Origin of the sequence: Bradyrhizobium sp. NBAIM03 (assembly GCF_020194055.1) — a bacterium.
Lineage (GTDB): Bacteria > Pseudomonadota > Alphaproteobacteria > Rhizobiales > Xanthobacteraceae > Bradyrhizobium > Bradyrhizobium yuanmingense.
The window spans coordinates 255,292-271,635 of sequence record NZ_JADYVS010000005.1 but is presented as its reverse complement, the minus strand read 5'-3'; the positions used below and the strand labels follow the sequence as shown (position 1 = coordinate 271,635).

The 16,344-nt window shown below is 64.0% G+C and carries 13 protein-coding genes; 7 read left to right on the top strand and 6 right to left on the bottom strand.

From position 1 onward, the window contains the following. Nucleotide 1: 1 nt before the first annotated feature. The 3 genes from I6F21_RS10055 to I6F21_RS10045 all read right to left on the bottom strand — a co-directional run bounded on the left by I6F21_RS10055 (nt 2) and on the right by I6F21_RS10045 (nt 4,580). Nucleotides 2-1,888, bottom strand: a complete 1,887-nt coding sequence (locus tag I6F21_RS10055; protein WP_225183114.1) for an extracellular solute-binding protein — start codon at nt 1,886-1,888, stop codon at nt 2-4. Between the two features lie 14 nt (nt 1,889-1,902). Next, entirely contained in the window at nt 1,903-3,816 is a 1,914-nt protein-coding gene (locus I6F21_RS10050; RefSeq protein ID WP_225139322.1) for an extracellular solute-binding protein, read from the bottom strand. A gap of 209 nt (nt 3,817-4,025) precedes the next feature. Beyond that, nucleotides 4,026-4,580: a cytochrome c family protein gene (locus I6F21_RS10045; RefSeq protein WP_057028167.1), complete on the bottom strand. Its 555-nt coding sequence runs from the start codon at nt 4,578-4,580 to the stop codon at nt 4,026-4,028. 231 nt (nt 4,581-4,811) lie between these two features. Between I6F21_RS10045 and I6F21_RS10040 the strand changes: the two genes are divergently transcribed. Both I6F21_RS10040 and I6F21_RS10035 read left to right on the top strand, forming a co-directional pair. Continuing rightward, the gene (locus I6F21_RS10040) at nt 4,812-5,552 is read left to right on the top strand and encodes a 3-deoxy-manno-octulosonate cytidylyltransferase (protein WP_035998024.1); all 741 of its coding nucleotides are present in this window, start codon (nt 4,812-4,814) and stop codon (nt 5,550-5,552) included. A gap of 21 nt (nt 5,553-5,573) precedes the next feature. Then, nucleotides 5,574-6,431: a prephenate dehydratase gene (locus tag I6F21_RS10035; RefSeq protein WP_035998021.1), complete on the top strand. Its 858-nt coding sequence runs from the start codon at nt 5,574-5,576 to the stop codon at nt 6,429-6,431. A gap of 185 nt (nt 6,432-6,616) precedes the next feature. Here the strand turns inward: I6F21_RS10035 and I6F21_RS10030 are convergent, their stop codons facing one another. Then, the gene (locus I6F21_RS10030) at nt 6,617-7,630 is read right to left on the bottom strand and encodes an LLM class flavin-dependent oxidoreductase (RefSeq protein ID WP_036021573.1); all 1,014 of its coding nucleotides are present in this window, start codon (nt 7,628-7,630) and stop codon (nt 6,617-6,619) included. 374 nt (nt 7,631-8,004) lie between these two features. Here I6F21_RS10030 and metF point away from each other — a divergent pair, with 374 nt between their 5' ends. Further along, on the top strand, nt 8,005-8,925 hold the full coding sequence (gene metF / locus I6F21_RS10025; protein ID WP_225139323.1) for a methylenetetrahydrofolate reductase [NAD(P)H]: 921 nt from the start codon (nt 8,005-8,007) through the stop codon (nt 8,923-8,925). A 6-nt stretch (nt 8,926-8,931) separates the two neighbouring features. Then, nucleotides 8,932-12,774, top strand: a complete 3,843-nt coding sequence (gene metH, locus I6F21_RS10020) for a methionine synthase (RefSeq protein WP_225183113.1) — start codon at nt 8,932-8,934, stop codon at nt 12,772-12,774. A 283-nt stretch (nt 12,775-13,057) separates the two neighbouring features. On the opposite strand, the gene I6F21_RS10015 is transcribed toward metH, so the two are convergent. Next, nucleotides 13,058-13,687, bottom strand: coding sequence for a glutathione S-transferase family protein (locus I6F21_RS10015; RefSeq protein ID WP_225183112.1), 630 nt, complete (start codon nt 13,685-13,687; stop codon nt 13,058-13,060). A 130-nt stretch (nt 13,688-13,817) separates the two neighbouring features. Next, nucleotides 13,818-14,120, bottom strand: a complete 303-nt coding sequence (locus tag I6F21_RS10010) for a helix-turn-helix domain-containing protein (protein WP_036021541.1) — start codon at nt 14,118-14,120, stop codon at nt 13,818-13,820. Nucleotides 14,121-14,147: 27 nt separating this feature from the next. On the opposite strand from I6F21_RS10010, the gene I6F21_RS10005 reads away from it, so the two are divergent. From I6F21_RS10005 to I6F21_RS09995, 3 genes are read left to right on the top strand one after another with little or no spacing between them, the layout of a single operon-like run. Then, entirely contained in the window at nt 14,148-15,131 is a 984-nt protein-coding gene (locus I6F21_RS10005) for a threonine/serine dehydratase (protein ID WP_225183111.1), read from the top strand. Nucleotides 15,132-15,142: 11 nt separating this feature from the next. Then, entirely contained in the window at nt 15,143-15,562 is a 420-nt protein-coding gene (locus tag I6F21_RS10000; protein WP_225183110.1) for a DUF6636 domain-containing protein, read from the top strand. Further along, on the top strand, nt 15,559-16,161 hold the full coding sequence (locus tag I6F21_RS09995) for a hypothetical protein (protein WP_225139328.1): 603 nt from the start codon (nt 15,559-15,561) through the stop codon (nt 16,159-16,161). Before I6F21_RS10000 ends, I6F21_RS09995 begins: the two co-directional genes overlap by 4 nt. Nucleotides 16,162-16,344: the final 183 nt, after the last annotated feature.

The window sequence follows — 16,344 nt, the reverse complement described above, 5'->3', positions numbered from 1 at the left end:
GCTATTTTGCCTGCTCGAGCTTGGCCGCCTTGGCGGGCTCATACCACCAGATGTCGGGCGCGCCGACGCCGTTGGCATAGCGCGGCAGCTTCGGCGGATGTCCGAACTGATCCCAATAAGCCAGCCGGTGCGTCCTGTTGTACCATTGCGGCACCCAATACCGGCCGGCGCGGAACAGGCGATCGAAGGCGCGGCAGGCGACGGTCAGGTCTTCGCGGCTGTCGGCCGCCATGATCTTCTCGATCATGGCGTCGATCGCCGGACTGGCGACGCCAGCCAGATTGTACGAGCCCTTGGTGTTTGCGACCTGCGAGGAGAAGAACGCGCGCATGGCATCGCCTGGCGTCGCCGACATGCTGAAGCGCTGGATGGTCATGTCGAAATCGAAATCTTCCTGCCGGGCTTTGTGCTGTACGGCATCGACGAGGCGCACGCTCGCTTCGATGCCGAGCGTCGCGAGATTCTTGATGTAAGGCGCGTGGTGCGGCTGGAACGAGGGCTCATCCAGCAGGAACTCGATCTTGAACAATTCGCCGTTCGGCAGCACCCGCTTGCCGTCCTTGATGGGCACGCCGGCCTCGGTCAGCAATTGCTGCGCCTTGCGGAGCAGGCTGCGGTCCTGTCCGGAGCCGTCGGAGGCCGGCGGCGTGAACGGCGCCGCGAACACCTCGTCAGGAACCTGGCCGCGAAACGGCTCCAGCAGCTTCAGCTCTTCCGGCGAAGGCGGCGCATTGCCGGCCATCAGGTCCGAGTTCTGGAACGGCGACACCGTACGAGCGTAAGCGCCGTACATGATTGTCTTGTTGGTCCATTCGAAATCGAAAGCGTTGATCAGGGCCTCGCGCACGCGGGGGTCTTTGAATTTGTCGCGCCGCGTATTGATGAACCAGCCTTGCGCGCCGGAGGGCGTATCGTCGGGCACGACCTCCATCTTGACTCGGCCTTCCTTCACGGCCGGGAAGTCATAGCGCGTCGCCCAGATGCGCGAAGTGAACTCCTCGCGATAAAGATAGCTCTTGCCGGTAAAGCCCTCGAAGGCGACGTCACGATCGCGGTAGAATTCATAGCGGACCACATCGAAATTGTAGCTGCCGCGGCAGGGCGGCAGATCAGCGGCCCACCAGTCCTTCACACGCTCGAACTCGATGTAGCGATTGACCTCGAACCTGCCGACCCTGTACGGGCCCGAGCCGAGCGGAATCTCCAGCGACGATTCTTCGAACGGGCGGGAGGCGTAGTACGCCTTCGAGAAGATCGGCAGGCTGGCGACATAGAGCGGCACGTCGCGTGCACGTCCCTTGGCGAAGGTGACGACGAGCGTCGCATCGTCGAGGGCTTCGGCACTGACCATGTCGCGCATCTGCACGGTGATCAGCGGATGCCCCTTGGTCTTCAGAGTCGTCAGCGAATAGGCTGCATCGTGGGCGGTGAGCCTGGTCCCGTCGTGGAATTTCGCCTCGGGTCGCATCGCGAAGCGGTAGACCAGCTTGTCCGGCGATATCTGCACGGATTTGGCCGCCAACCCGTACATTGCGTCGGGCTCGTCAGCTGCGCGGATCATCAGCGGCGAGAACGTCATACCCATACCTTGTGCGCCGTCGCCTTTCAGGATGAAGGCGTTGAGCGAGTTGAAGGTCTGGTAGGACTGATTGTAGGCCCGCACCGACGGGATTAGCGAGAACGTGCCGCCTTTCGGCGCGTCGACATTGACGTAATCGAAATGACGGAAGTCGGCGGGATATTTGAGATCGCCGAATGCCGACATGCCGTGCGCCTCGGTCGCCGCTTCCGATGCTCGCGCGCTGCGCAGCAGCGGCGCGCCGACGGACGCCCCGAGGGCGCCGCCAACACCCAGGACCAGCACATGGCGGCGTGACATCTGCGTCATGCGGGGATTGTCCTTCACGATTTCTTTGCGATCCGTGCCGCCTTGTCTGCGTCGTACCACCAGATGAACGGGAAGCCGGACAGACCATACCTGGGCAATTCCGTCGGCCGGCCGAAGCGATCCCAGCGCGCGGTGCGCACCTTGTTGTAGGTCCATTGCGGCACGACGTAGTGATTCCACAGCAGCACGCGGTCGAGGGCCTTGGTGGCCGCGACGAGATCGTCGCGATCAGTGGCGTAGATCACCCGCTCGATCAGCTTGTCGATGGCCGGATTCTTGATGCCGGCGATGTTGCGCGACCCGGCGATGTCGGCCGATTTGGAGGACCAGAACTCGCGCTGCTCGTTGCCCGGCGATTGTGACTCGCCCCAGGAGTTCGTCACGATGTCGAAGTCCCACTCGCGCGTCCTGTTCTCATACTGGGTCGGATCGACCGTCCGAACGCTCACCGCAATGCCGAGCCGCTCCAGCGACGGCTTGTAGAACAGCGTAATTCGTTCGAAGCTGGGATCCGAGTTGAGCAATTCCAGCGAGAACTGCGCACCGGTCTTGACATCGACCAGCTTGCGATCTCGCACCTCGTAGCCGGCTTCCTTGAACAGGCGCAGCGCCTCACGCAAATTGTCGCGCACCGCCTCCGGACTACCCCCGACCGGATTGGTGTAGGGCGTCGTGAAGACCTCGGGCGGTACCTGGGCGCGGACGGTCTCGAGAATTTCGAGCTCCTTACCCTGCGGCAATCCCGTTGCCATCAGCTCCTCGATGCCGTCGAAATAGCTGCTGATGCGCTTGTACTGACCGTAGAAGATCTGCTTGTTCATCTCCTCGAAGTCGAACGCGTAGTTGAGCGCACGACGCACGCGCGGATCGCTGAACTTGGCGCGGCGCAGGTTCGGCACGAAGGCCTGCATCACGCCCGAGCTGCGATTGACGAATTCCTCGAGGATCACCCGCTTTTCGGTCACGGCCGGGAAATCATAGGCGGTCGCCCAACTCTTCGCGCTGTTCTCGGTGCGCCAATCGACCTGGTCGGCCTTGAAGGCCTCGATCGCAACGGTGCCGTCGCGAAAATATTCGTAGCGCAGCTCATCGAAATTATTGCGGCCCACATTGATGGGAAGATCGCGGCCCCAATAGTCCTTGACGCGCTCCAGCGCGATCGAGCGTCCTGCGACGAATTCCTTGACCTTGTAGGGGCCCGAGCCAAGCGGCATTTCGAGCGTTGTGGTGGAGATGTCGCGCTTGCGGCCCTGCGCGTCCGTCCCCTCCCACCAATGTTTCGGAAGGACGATCAGCTGTCCCACGATCAGCGGCAGCTCGCGGTTGCCGGGTGCGTCGAACACGAACTTCACGTCACGCTCGCCGACCTTCTCGGCCTTCACCACATGGCTGTAATAGGCCGAGTACATCGGATGGTTCTTCTTGAAGGAATCGAGCGAGAAGATCACGTCCTCCGGCGTAACAGGCTTGCCGTCATGCCATTTCGCCTGCGGGCGCAGGCGATAGGTGACGAAGGAAAAATCGTCGGGATGGCTGACCGCTTCGGCCAGCGCGCCGTATTCGGTCGAGACCTCGTCGAGCGACTGCGTCAGGAGCGATTCATAGATGAACGCGACGGCACCGGCGACCTGGCCCTTCACACCGGAGACGACGATGTTGAAATTGTCGAACGTGCCGACGGCGATCTGGCGCGCGACACCGCCTTTGGGGGCGTCCGGATTGACGTAGTCGAAGCGCTTGAAGTCGGCGGGGTACTTGACCTTTCCGAACAGCGACAGCGCGTGGCGCCAAGGCAACCCGCCGGAAGGCAGCTCAGTTGCTGATTGCGCATGCGCCACGCCGACGGGAACGCCCGCGACGGAGCCAAGGGCTGGAAGCGCTGCGGCTGCAGTGCCGGTGAGCAGGAGATCGCGTCGGGTAATGGCCAAATCAACATCCCTGTCTTGAAGGAGGCTACTCCTTTAAGTTCCCAATATAGGCGAGGTTTCGACCGAATATGTTGCTTTTTCCTCATCTTGGAAGCCCGGCCGGCCTATCGGATGCGGCCAAACGCCCCGATAACGTCGCCGCGAGGCCCGGATAAGGAAACGGCCAGACTTTTCAGCCTGGCCGTATTCGAGCGCCGGTTCTTGGGACCTTATTTTGACGCCGTCGGAAGCGGCTGAGGTTTCTCCGACTGCGAATTCAGATAGGCGATGATATCGGCACGCTCGGAATCCTTGGCAACACCGGCAAAGCCCATCGCGGTGCCCGGAATGAAGCCCTTCGGATTGGCGAGGAACTTGTTGAGGTCGTCGAAGCTCCAGTTGCCACCCTTGGCCTTGATGGCGGCCGAGAAGTTGAAGCCACCACGGCCCTGGCCCTTGGGCTCGCCAACGACGCCATAGAGGTTCGGACCGACTCGGTTCGGGCCGCCCTTCTCGAAGGTGTGGCAGGCGCCACACTTCTTGGCGGCCGCGGAGCCCTTCTCGACGGAGGCGGTTTGGAGCAGCTTTTCGATCGGTTCGGACGATGCGGCGGCAGCGGCGCCCTCCTTGCCGGAGCCGGCATCTTGCTTGACCGCGATCTCGAAGCCCGGCTTTTCCGGCATCTTGGGAGAGAACAGCGCGCTCGCGGTGAAGCTCGTCACCAGCAGGAAGAGACAGGTGCCGAACACGGCGCCGAGAATCTTGTTGAGTTCGAAAGAGTCCATTTCCGGCCAGGCCCCACCGCAAGAAGGAAACAGCGGCCCGGATGGCCGCAGGACGAGCCTCGGAGAATCAAACGTTCCTTATTGTTTCCCCGAGTTTTGCCATTGAGATATCGGTTTGCCCGGGGTCTGGCAACCCGTATAAGCGACCCGGCTTCAGGCCCGTCCCCATCCCATGTCCCGGTGCGGAAAACGCTCCGTTTTCAGGCTCTTGACCTCAGACCTTTGAACCCGATGATCGATCCCCGCATCCTGGTGCTGATCCCGGCTCGCATGGCCGCCACCCGCCTGCCCGGCAAGCCGCTCGCCGATATCGCGGGATTGCCGATGATCGTGCATGTGCTGCGCCGTGCCGAGGCCGCCGCAATCGGCAGGGTCGCGGTGGCCACCGACACCGACGAGATCGCTTCGGTCGTGACCGCCCATGGCGGCGAGGCCGTGATGACCCGCGGCGACCACCCCTCCGGCTCGGACCGTATCCACGAGGCCATGCAGAAGCTCGATCCCGAGGGCAAGGCCGAGATCGTGGTCAATGTCCAGGGGGATTTCCCGACCATCACGATCGACAACATCCGCGAGGTGCTGCCGCCGCTGCAAGACCCGGCCGTGGACATCGCGACGCTGGCCTCGCGGATCCACACCGAGGAAGAGGATCTCGCCCCAAGCGTGGTGAAGGCGATCGGAACCTCGGTTGGCGGCAGGCGGATGCGCGCACTTTATTTCACCCGCGCGACCGCCCCGACCGGCGACGGACCGCGTTATCACCATATCGGCCTCTATGCCTTTCGCCGCGCCGCGCTGGAGCGCTACGTCTCTCTTCCGCCGTCTCCGCTGGAATTGCAGGAGAAGCTCGAGCAGCTCCGGGCGCTTGAGGCCGGAATGCGCATCGATTTCACCATCGTCGACACCGTGCCCCGCGGGGTCGATACGCCGGCGGACCTCGAGACCGCGCGCAGCATCCTTTCCAAATCCTGAGCCGCTGCTACAAGGCCGAGCATGAGCAAGATGAAGATCGCATTCCAGGGCGAGCCTGGCGCCAATTCCCACATCGCCATCGTCGAGGCCTATCCCGACGCCGAACCGATGCCCTGCGCCACATTCGAAGACGCGCTGTCGGCGATCTCGTCGGGCGAGGCCGATCTCGGCATGATCCCGATCGAGAATTCGGTCGCCGGCCGCGTCGCCGACATCCATCACCTCCTGCCGGCGTCCGGCCTCTTCATCGTCGGCGAATGGTTTCTGCCGGTCCGGCATCAGCTGATGGCCGTGAAGGGCACCAAGCTCGAAGACATCAAGAGCGTCGAGAGCCATGTGCATGCGCTCGGCCAGTGCCGGCGCATCATCCGCAAGCTCGGCATCAAGCCGATCGTGCATGCCGATACCGCCGGCAGCGCCCGCGACATCTCGGAGCGCAAGGACAAGACGGTGGCCGCGATCGCCTCGCGCCTTGCTGCAAAGATCTACGGTCTCGACATCCTCGCCGAGGACATCGAGGACGAGGCCCACAACACCACGCGCTTCGTGGTACTGGCGCGCGAGCCGAAATGGGCGCCCCAAGGCACCGGGCCGCTCGTCACGACCTTTGTTTTCCGGGTGCGCAATTTGCCGGCGGCGCTCTACAAGGCGCTCGGCGGCTTCGCCACCAACGGCGTCAACATGACCAAGCTCGAGAGCTACATGGTCGACGGCAATTTCTTCGCCACGCAGTTCTATGCCGACGTCGACGGCCATCCCGATGACAAGGGCCTCGCCTTCGCCATCGAGGAGCTGAAATTCTTCTCGCGCGAATTCCGCATCGTCGGCGTATATCCGGGCCATCCGTTCCGCGCCACGTTCAGCGAAGTGCAGGATTGATCCCTCACCCTCCCCTGGAGGGGTCCGGGACGAGCGCAGCTCGCCCGTGGGTCGCTACGCATGGAGCGCAGCGCAATGCGTAGCGGGGTGGGTGACGGTCTCTCCACGTCGAATACTGCCCGAGTGGAGAGATCACCCCGCTCGCGCTGCGCGCAATCGACCCGCCCCCTCCAGGGGAGGGTAAGCTACCCCGCCGCTCTGAGCCCGAATGCCTCCGCCAGCAGCGAATACGACTTCTTTCGCGCCGCGTGGTCATACACCGCCGTGATCACCATCAGCTCGTCCGGCTTGCTTGCGTAGATCAGCGGCTGCAGCTTCTTCTGCACCGTCGCGGGACTGCCGACGAACAGGCGCGAGCGGTTGCGCAGGATCGAGGTGCGCTCGGCGTCCGTATACGGATAGGCCATCGCCTCCTCGACGCTCGGCAGCGGCAGATATTGACCGCGGTCGCGGCGAAGACGGTTGAGGTCGAAGGACGAGGCGAGCCTTTCGGCCTCCTCGTCGGTATCGGCCGCAATGACGGCGACCGCGAGAATGGCATGTGGGCTCGCACGCCAGGCCGAGGGTTGAAAGCGATTGCGGTAATGCACCATCGCATCGATCGCGTCGTGGGACGCGAAATGATGGGCGAAGGCGAAGCCCATGCCGACCTGGGCGGCCAATTCCGAGGAATAATCGCTGGAGCCGAGCAGCCAGATAGGCGGCAGTCTGGTGTCGTCGGGCATTGCGACGACGTTGTTGTAGGGGTGCCCCGCGGGGAATTCGCGGGTCTCCCACAGGATCAACTCGTGCAGCCGCTCCAGGAAATCGTCGCCCTCGCGGCGGTCGAGCCGGCTCCTGAGCGCGTAAGCCGTCGCACCATCGGTGCCCGGCGCGCGGCCGAGACCGAGATCGATCCGGCCCGGAAATAGCGCCTCCAGCATCTTGAAGCGCTCAGCGACGACCAGCGGCGCATGGTTGGGCAGCATCACCCCGCCGGAACCGACGCGGAGGTGCTTCGTCACCGCCGCGATCTGGCCGATCATCAGGTCGGGCGCGGGGCTCGCGACGGAGGCGAGATTGTGATGCTCGGCGAGCCAGTAGCGGACATAGCCGAGGCCATCGACGTGACGCGCCAAATCGATGCTGTTGCGCAGCGCCGCGGCGGGCTTGGTGCCTGATGTGACGACGGAGAGGTCGAGGACGGAGAGCGGGATCATGGCGGCTTAACCTAATGGAGGCGGTCGCGGCGACAATGGGCAGGCTGCGCAGGCCTGACGTGTACGGACGGGCTGGCACGCCAGCGGCTGGAGTTGGGACAACCGCCGCTACTTTGCAGACGATTCTCATCTGCCCACCAAGAAAATCGTTCATAAAAGATGGCTTACGAAAGATAATATCTGAAAATTCAACACATTATGTCATGCAGCGCGCTTCCCACCCAAAACATGATTCGCAAGAATGACCCATCTAAATGCACCTGAATGGGCAACTTCCCATGCATGATGGGCTGTCGATCAAGGGGCCTTTGCCGTATTTTAGCTCTCCGAGGCTAGACCCCGATTGCCGGCCTGACATTGGAGTGAGTGGCGCCATGACTGACCTGACGACGCCTGCGACAGCCGACCGGCAGGACAGGCACCTGAAGCGGCCCGCGATCTCCTTCGAGTTCTTTCCGCCGAAGACGGAAGAGATGGAGCGCAATCTCTGGGAGACCATCAACCGGCTGGCCCCGCTCGAGCCGAAGTTCGTCTCGGTGACCTATGGCGCCGGCGGCTCGACCCGCGAGCGCACCCATTCGACCATCACGCGCATCCTGAAAGAGACCGCGCTGCTGCCGGCGGCGCATCTGACCTGCGTCGGCGCTTCGCGCGGCGAGATCGACGAGATCGTCGACCGCTATCACGAGGTCGGCGTCCGCCACATCGTGGCCTTGCGCGGCGATCCCGTCGGCGGCATCGGCACGCCCTATTCGAGCCATCCCGAGGGTTATCAGAGCTCGGCCGAGCTCGTCGCCGGCATCAAGAAGCGGCACGGCGACATCGAGGTCTCGGTCTCTGCCTACCCCGAGAAGCACCCCGAAGCGCGCGACTTCGATGCCGATATCGACACGCTCAAGGCGAAGGTCGATGCGGGCGCGACGCGCGCGATCACGCAGGTGTTCTTCGACAACGATCTCTACTTCCGCTATCTCGACCGCGTGCGTGCGCGCGGCATCGACATCCCCGTAGTGCCGGGCATCATGCCCATGCACAACTTCAAGCAGGCGCGCAATTTCGTAACCCGTGCCGGCACCACGGTGCCCGACTGGTTCGCGGCGAAGTTCGAAGGGCTCGATGACGATGCCGAAACGCGCAAGCTGGTGGCCGCGACCGTTGCGGCCGGCCAGGTGCAGAAGCTCGCCAAGCACGGCGTCGACACCTTCCATTTCTACACCATGAACCGCGCCGATCTCGTGTTCGCGATCAGCCATTTGCTCGGCATTCGCGCCAAGAGCGCGCAGAAGGCGGCGTAAGAGAACATGACCGTGACCGTCTCTCCGAAGCGAACTGCCCTTCTGAACGCCGCGCGCGAGCGCATCCTGGTGCTCGACGGCGCCATGGGCACGATGATTCAGAACCTGCAGCTCGACGAGAAAGCCTTCCGCGGCGAGCGCTTCAAGAACTTCCATCGCGACCTGCGCGGCAACAACGATTTGTTGATCCTGACCCAGCCGCAGGCGATCGAGGACATCCACGCCGCCTATTTGCGCGCCGGCGCCGACATCGTCGCGACCAATACGTTCTCGACGACCTCGATCGCGCAGGCCGATTACGACCTCACCGACATCGTCTACGAGATGGCGCGTGAAGGCGCCCGCCTCGCCGGCAATGCCGCACGGCGCGTCGAAGCCGAGGACGGCAAGCCGCGCTTCGTCGCCGGCGCCATCGGCCCCACCAACCGCACGGCCTCGATCTCGCCCGATGTTTCCAATCCGGGCTACCGCGCCGTCACGTTCGACGATCTGCGCAAGTCCTATGGCGAGCAGATCCGCGGCCTGATCGACGGCGGCGTCGATCTCCTGCTGGTCGAGACCATCTTCGACACGCTCAACGCCAAGGCGGCGCTCTATGCGATCGCCGAGATCACCGAAGAGCGCGGCATCGACGTTCCCGTGATGGTGTCGGGCACCATCACCGACAAGTCCGGCCGCCTGCTGTCGGGCCAGATGCCGGAAGCTTTCTGGAATTCGGTGCGGCACGCCAAGCCCGTTACCATCGGCTTCAACTGCGCGCTCGGCGCCGAAGACCTGCGCGCGCATATCGCCGATATCGGCCGCGTCGCCGACACGCTGGTTTGCGCCTATCCCAATGCCGGCTTGCCGAACGAGTTTGGCCAGTATGACGAAACGCCCGAATACATGGCGCGGCTGATCGGCGAGTTCGCGCGCGACGGGCTCGTCAACATCGTCGGCGGCTGCTGCGGTACGACCCCGGACCATATCGCGGCGATTGCTGCGGCAGTGGCCCCGCACAAGCCGCGCATCGTGCCGGAGATCACCCCGCGCCTGCGGCTTTCCGGACTCGAGCCGTTCGTGCTGACCGACGCGATCCCCTTCGTCAACGTCGGCGAACGCACCAACGTCACCGGCTCGGCCCGCTTCCGCAAGCTGATCACCGCTGGCGACTACACCGCCGCGCTCCAGGTCGCGCGCGATCAGGTCGAGAACGGCGCCCAGATCATCGACGTCAACATGGACGAGGGCCTGCTCGATTCCGAAGCGGCGATGGTGACGTTCCTCAATCTCCTCGCCGCCGAGCCCGACATCGCGCGCGTGCCTGTGATGGTCGATTCCTCGAAATTCTCGGTGATCGAGGCCGGCCTGAAATGCGTGCAGGGCAAGCCGGTCGTCAACTCGATCTCGATGAAGGAAGGCGAGGAGAAGTTCATCCTTGAGGCCAAGATCGCCCGCCGCCACGGCGCGGCTGTGGTGGTCATGGCGTTCGACGAGGTCGGCCAGGCCGACACGTTCGCGCGCAAGACCGAGATCTGCAAGCGCGCCTACGACATCCTGGTGAACAAGGTCGACTTCCCGCCGGAAGACATCATCTTCGATCCGAACATCTTCGCGATCGCGACCGGCCTCGAGGAGCACAACAATTACGGCGTCGACTTCATCGAGGCGACGCGCTGGATCCGGCAGAACCTGCCGGGCGCGCATGTCTCGGGCGGCGTCTCCAATTTGTCGTTCTCGTTCCGCGGCAACGAGCCGGTGCGCGAGGCGATGCACTCGGTGTTCCTGTATCACGCCATCAAGGCCGGCATGGATATGGGCATCGTCAATGCCGGTCAGATGATCGTCTATGACGACATCGATCCCGAGCTGCGGCAAGTGTGCGAGGACGTCGTCCTCAACCGCGATCCGGGCGCCTCCGAGCGGCTGCTCGCGCTCGCCGAGAAATTCCGCGGCAAGAAGACGGAAAGCAAGGAAGCCGATCTCGCCTGGCGCGAATGGCCGGTGGAGAAGCGGCTGTCGCATTCGCTGGTGCACGGCATCACCGAGTTCATCGAGCAGGACACTGAAGAAGCCCGCAAGAAATCCTCGCGCCCGCTCGACGTCATCGAGGGCCCGCTGATGGCCGGCATGAACGTCGTCGGCGATCTCTTCGGCGACGGCAAGATGTTTTTGCCGCAGGTGGTGAAGTCCGCGCGCGTGATGAAGCAGGCCGTCGCTTACCTCATGCCGTTCATGGAGGAGGAGAAGGCGCGCAACCTTGCGAGCGGCATCGGCACCGAGGGCTCCTCGTCCGCCGGCAAGATCGTGCTCGCGACGGTCAAGGGCGACGTCCACGACATCGGCAAGAACATCGTCGGCATCGTGCTCCAGTGCAACAATTTCGAGGTCATCGATCTCGGCGTGATGGTGCCGGCCGCCAAGATCGTCGAGACGGTGAAGGCGGAGAAGGCCGACATCGTCGGGCTGTCAGGCCTGATCACGCCCTCGCTCGACGAGATGGCGTTCTTCGCCGGCGAATTGCAACGCGAAGGCTTGAGGCTGCCGCTCCTGATCGGCGGCGCCACCACCAGCCGCGTGCATACGGCCGTCAAGATCGACCCGAGCTATCGCGCCGGTCCCGTCGTGCATGTGAACGACGCCAGCCGCGCGGTCGGCGTCGCCTCCGCGCTGCTGTCGCCGGAGAAGCGCGAGGCCTATGCGGCCGAGGTGCGGGCCGAATACGCCAAGATCTCGGAGGCGCATCTGCGCGCGCAGGCCGACAAGAAGCGGCTGAAGCTGGCTGACGCGCGCGCCAACCGCGTGCCAGTCGATTTTGCCAAGAGCAAGCCGGTGAAGCCGACTTTCCTCGGTATTAGGAGCTTTGACGACTACGACCTCGCCGAGCTCGTGCCCTATATCGACTGGACGCCGTTCTTCCAGACCTGGGAGCTCGCCGGACGCTTCCCCGCCATCCTCGACGATTCCAAGGTCGGCGAGGTCGCGCGCTCGCTCTATGACGATGCGCGCAAGATGCTCGACACGATCGTCAAGGAGAAGTGGTTCCGGGCGCGGGCGACGATCGGCTTCTGGCCGGCGAACGCGCAAGGCGACGACATCGTGCTCTATGCCGACGATAACAGGACCAAGAGCATCGCGACGCTGCACACGCTGCGCCAGCAGCTGGAGAAGCGCGAGGGCCGCTTCAATGCCGCACTGTCCGACTTCATCGCGCCTGCCGGCGTGCCCGATTACATCGGCGGCTTCGTCGTCACCGCAGGCATCGGCGAGGATGCGGTCGCCGACCGCTTCAAGATGGCCAACGACGACTACTCCTCGATCCTGTGCAAGGCGCTGGCCGATCGCCTCGCCGAGGCCTTTGCCGAGCGCATGCACGCCCGCGTCCGCCGCGAGTTCTGGGCCTATGCACCGGATGAGGCGCTCTCCAACGAGGAGCTGATCCTGGAGAAATATCAGGGCATCCGCCCCGCGCCCGGCTATCCCGCGCAGCCTGATCACACCGAGAAGGCGACGCTGTTCGAGTTGCTCGATGCTGAAGCCACCGCCGGCGTGAAGCTGACCGAGAGCTTTGCGATGTGGCCGGGCTCGTCGGTCTCCGGGCTCTATTTTGCCAGCCCCGAAAGCTATTATTTCGGCGTCGGCAAGATCGAGCGCGACCAGGTCGAGGACTACGCCGCGCGCAAGGGCATGAGCGTGGCCGAAGCCGAGCGCTGGCTCGCGCCGGTGCTGAACTACATCCCGTCGCAGGACAAGCCCTTCGCCGCCACGCCGGCGAACGACGAAATGCCGAAAGACCTCGCCTCGCATCCGCCGGGCTGCACCTGCGCGGTGCACTTGGTCTGGCAGAAGAAGCGCGCCGGCGCGGGGTAGACGCCGCCGAAACACAAACGTGAAAAACAACCCCATGCACAGTAGCGATGGGGTTGAAAAGGCTTGACGTTTTCGGACTTGCCGAAAACACGGTTGCGGCGTCGGGCAAAACAGGGGTATTGTGGCATCATCGGGCTGCGGTGGCCGTCCGATACTCTCGCCAGGCCCCGCGCTGTCATTCCGGGGCGCGCCTCTTGGCGCGAGCCCGGAATCCATTGCTCCACATCATCCGCTGCACGGATTCCGGGCTCGCGCTTCGCGCGCCCCGGAATGACAGAGCGCTTCACCCCTTTGGCGGGGCCAGCGGCTGCACGATCTCCTTGAACGGCGCCAGTGCCTCGCAACGCTCGCTATGGGCCGCGAGCGCCGGATAGCGCGCGGCATCGAACAGCTGCGGATGCGCTTCGCGGGTGAAGCGGACGACGCAGGCGACGGCAACGTCTGCGTGGCCGATGCGGTCACCCAGCCAGTACGGCGTCGTCACCCTGGCGCGCTCGGCCTCGAGCACTTTCAGCACGTCCGCGATCTGCGCCTGGCAACGCTTGACCCACAGCGCGAGCTGCTCCTTCCGCAGCACGCGCTCGTAGAGCAGGCTCACCGCCTTGTCGCCGAGACCGGAGGCGAGCGCGCAGATGCGCAAATGCCTGCGCCGCTCGATGCCGCCGCGCGGCAGCATGGCCTTGTCCGCGCCGACGAGGTCATCGAGATAATCGAGGATGATCATGCTCTCGATCAGGGCCTCGCCGTCGTCGAGCACCAGCGTCGGCACGCGGCGGAGCGGATTGTACGGCGCGATCTTGTCGGCATCGCCGAAGGTCGACCATGGCCTGTGCTCGAAGGCGAGCCCGTAGAGCCGCAGCGCAATCGCGACGCGGCGGACGAAGGGGGAATCATATTGGCCGATCAGGAACATGGTTCTCGCTCTTCTCGATCATTGAACACGACAGGGCCGATCAGTCTCCACGACCAGCTCGGCGCGGCGCAACAAATATCTCGGAAACGGAGCATTGCGCCGGCTGCAACGACCCGCGACCGCCTTGCGCTCAAAGGCCGTCCTGGATCGAGCGCTTGATCGCGGCAATGGCGGTCTCGTTGCGCTTGTACATCGTCCACTGCTTGATCCGCTTGGCACGCACCAGCTTGGCCGCCGTCAGCACCCGCATGTGCTCGCTCAATGTCGGCGCGCTGACCCCGAGCTTTTCGGCGATCAGCAATCCGCAGACGCCGTCCTCGACCAGGTCGCCGTCTTCCTGCTCGCGAAAATGCTTCCGCGGATCCCGCAGCCATTCCAGGATCTGCAGGCGGCGTTCGTTGGCGAGCGCGCGCAAGGCGACGGCAAATTTCATTTAGCCATTTTGCTAATTACCTAATTGATGTCAACTCTCACTTGGGCTATCCTGGACGGCATCATGACAGCGACAATGGACATCACACGGGAGCGGATCGCGGCGACCGAGCCGGTCATCCGTCCGCATATCAGGCGCACGCCGCTGCTTCAGGCCGACCTCGCCGATTTCGGCCTACCGGCAGCGCCCGTTACCTTCAAGCTCGAGATGCTGCAGCATTCCGGATCGTTCAAGGCGCGCGGCGCCTTCGCCAATCTGTTGCTGCGGCAGGTGCCGCAGGCCGGTGTCGTCGCCGCGTCCGGCGGCAATCACGGCGCCGCCGTTGCCTATGCCGCGCATCGGCTCGGCATTCCCGCCACGATCTTCGTGCCCGACATCACCTCGCCGGCCAAGGCCGAGCGGATCAGGACCTATGGCGCAAAGCTCGTGATCGCCGGCAGCCGCTATGCCGATGCGCTCGCCGCGAGCGAGGCGCATGTCGCGCAGACCGGCGCGCTGGCCGTCCATGCCTACGATCAAGCCGAAACCCTGCTCGGCCAGGGCAGCGTCGGATTGGAATTGGAGCAGGATGCTCCCGGCATCGACACGCTGCTGGTGGCCGTCGGCGGCGGCGGGCTGATCGGCGGCATTGCGGCTTGGTACGCCGGCAGGACACGCATCGTCGCGGTCGAGCCGGAGCAATCGCCCACCCTGCACGCCGCGTTCGAGGCGGGTGCACCGGTCGATGCGCCGGCCGGCGGCATCGCCGCCGACAGCCTTGCGCCGCGGCGTGTCGGCGAGCTGATGTTTCCGGTCGCGCGGGCAAATGTCGAGCGCGTCGTCCTGGTCAGCGACGATGCGATCCGGCAGGCGCAGGCTGCGCTGTGGTCGCACTTGCGCCTCGTGGCCGAGCCCGGCGGCGCCGCCGCCTTTGCCGCGGTGCTCTCCGGCCGCTATCGTCCCTCGGCCGGCGAGCGCATCGCAGTCCTGGTCTGCGGCGCCAACACGACGGCGGTGAATTTCGACAGCTGAACGGGACTAACATGACGGCACCGCGCGGACTGACCTTGATGGCGCTCCTGCTGCCGATGATCGGTGCCGCCCAATCCCAGGAGCGCCCGATCGGCTTCCTGACACCGTCGAAGAACATCGCCTGCCAGTTCTTCACCGACAACGGACAGGGCGTGCTCCGCTGCGACATCATGAACATGGACGTGCGCCCGCGCCGGCCCGCCGATTGCGAGCTCGACTGGGGCCACGCCTTCGAGATGAGCGCGAAGGGCGCAGCAAGCCGCATCTGCGCCGGCGACACCGTGATGGACCCCTCGCTGCCGGTGCTGGCCTATGGCGAGGTGTGGCAGCGCGGGGGATTCACCTGCCGGTCGGAGCAGACGGGATTGACGTGCTTCAATGCGATGCAGCGGGGGTTTTCGCTGGCAAGGGGGAGGCAGGAGGTGTTTTGAGGAAGCTCGACCAGAACGACAAGAATGCCGACCAGAAGCCATCGCTCAGTATCTTGGGCGTCTACTCGTTCAGCGCGGACAAGGCCGCCTATGCCCGCTTCATCCGGGAGCTGATCGATTCCCACGATCCGCCTAATTTCAGCGAAGAAGTTAAGGATATCCTCCGTAACGGCGGCAGGGGTGACGAGATCGTGCCGTTGACTCCTGAAGAGCGGCAGGATTGGGAAGGCGAGCTGCGTTTCTATATGGACGACGCCGCGGTTCTCGAGGTGCTGGTGAAGAATCCGGACCCACGATTTAATCCCCATGACTTTGCTCAGATCGACCCGTCCAACCCCAAGGACCACTCGGAGATGGCGTGGAACGAGATGTTCCTGACGGCAGACGGCGAGACGGAGATTGAGACCGACTACAAGCAAAGGCTGCCTGCGGCGAAGCAATATCGCGTGGTATTCGTCATCCATCGCTGGGTGCCTAGCCTCCCACTGCTTTCCAGCTACGGAGAGCTTCAGGCTCCTCCCGTGCAGCCGCTTCCGGAGCGATTATGGTGTCTTGTTTCCTATGACCTTCCGGAGCCGAGTGCTGGTGCAATCCAGTAGTCCGTAGCGCACAATCCGAATGGGCCGGCCCGTTACCCCATCCACGGCCGCCAATTGGAAGATTGACAGCAGCGCAGCACTCCGTCCTTAGCGCAGCGGAGCGATCCAGAATCTCTCCGTACAGACATTCTGGATTGCTTCGTCGCAAGGGCTCCTCGCAATGACGGTGAGGAGGCAGCCGCG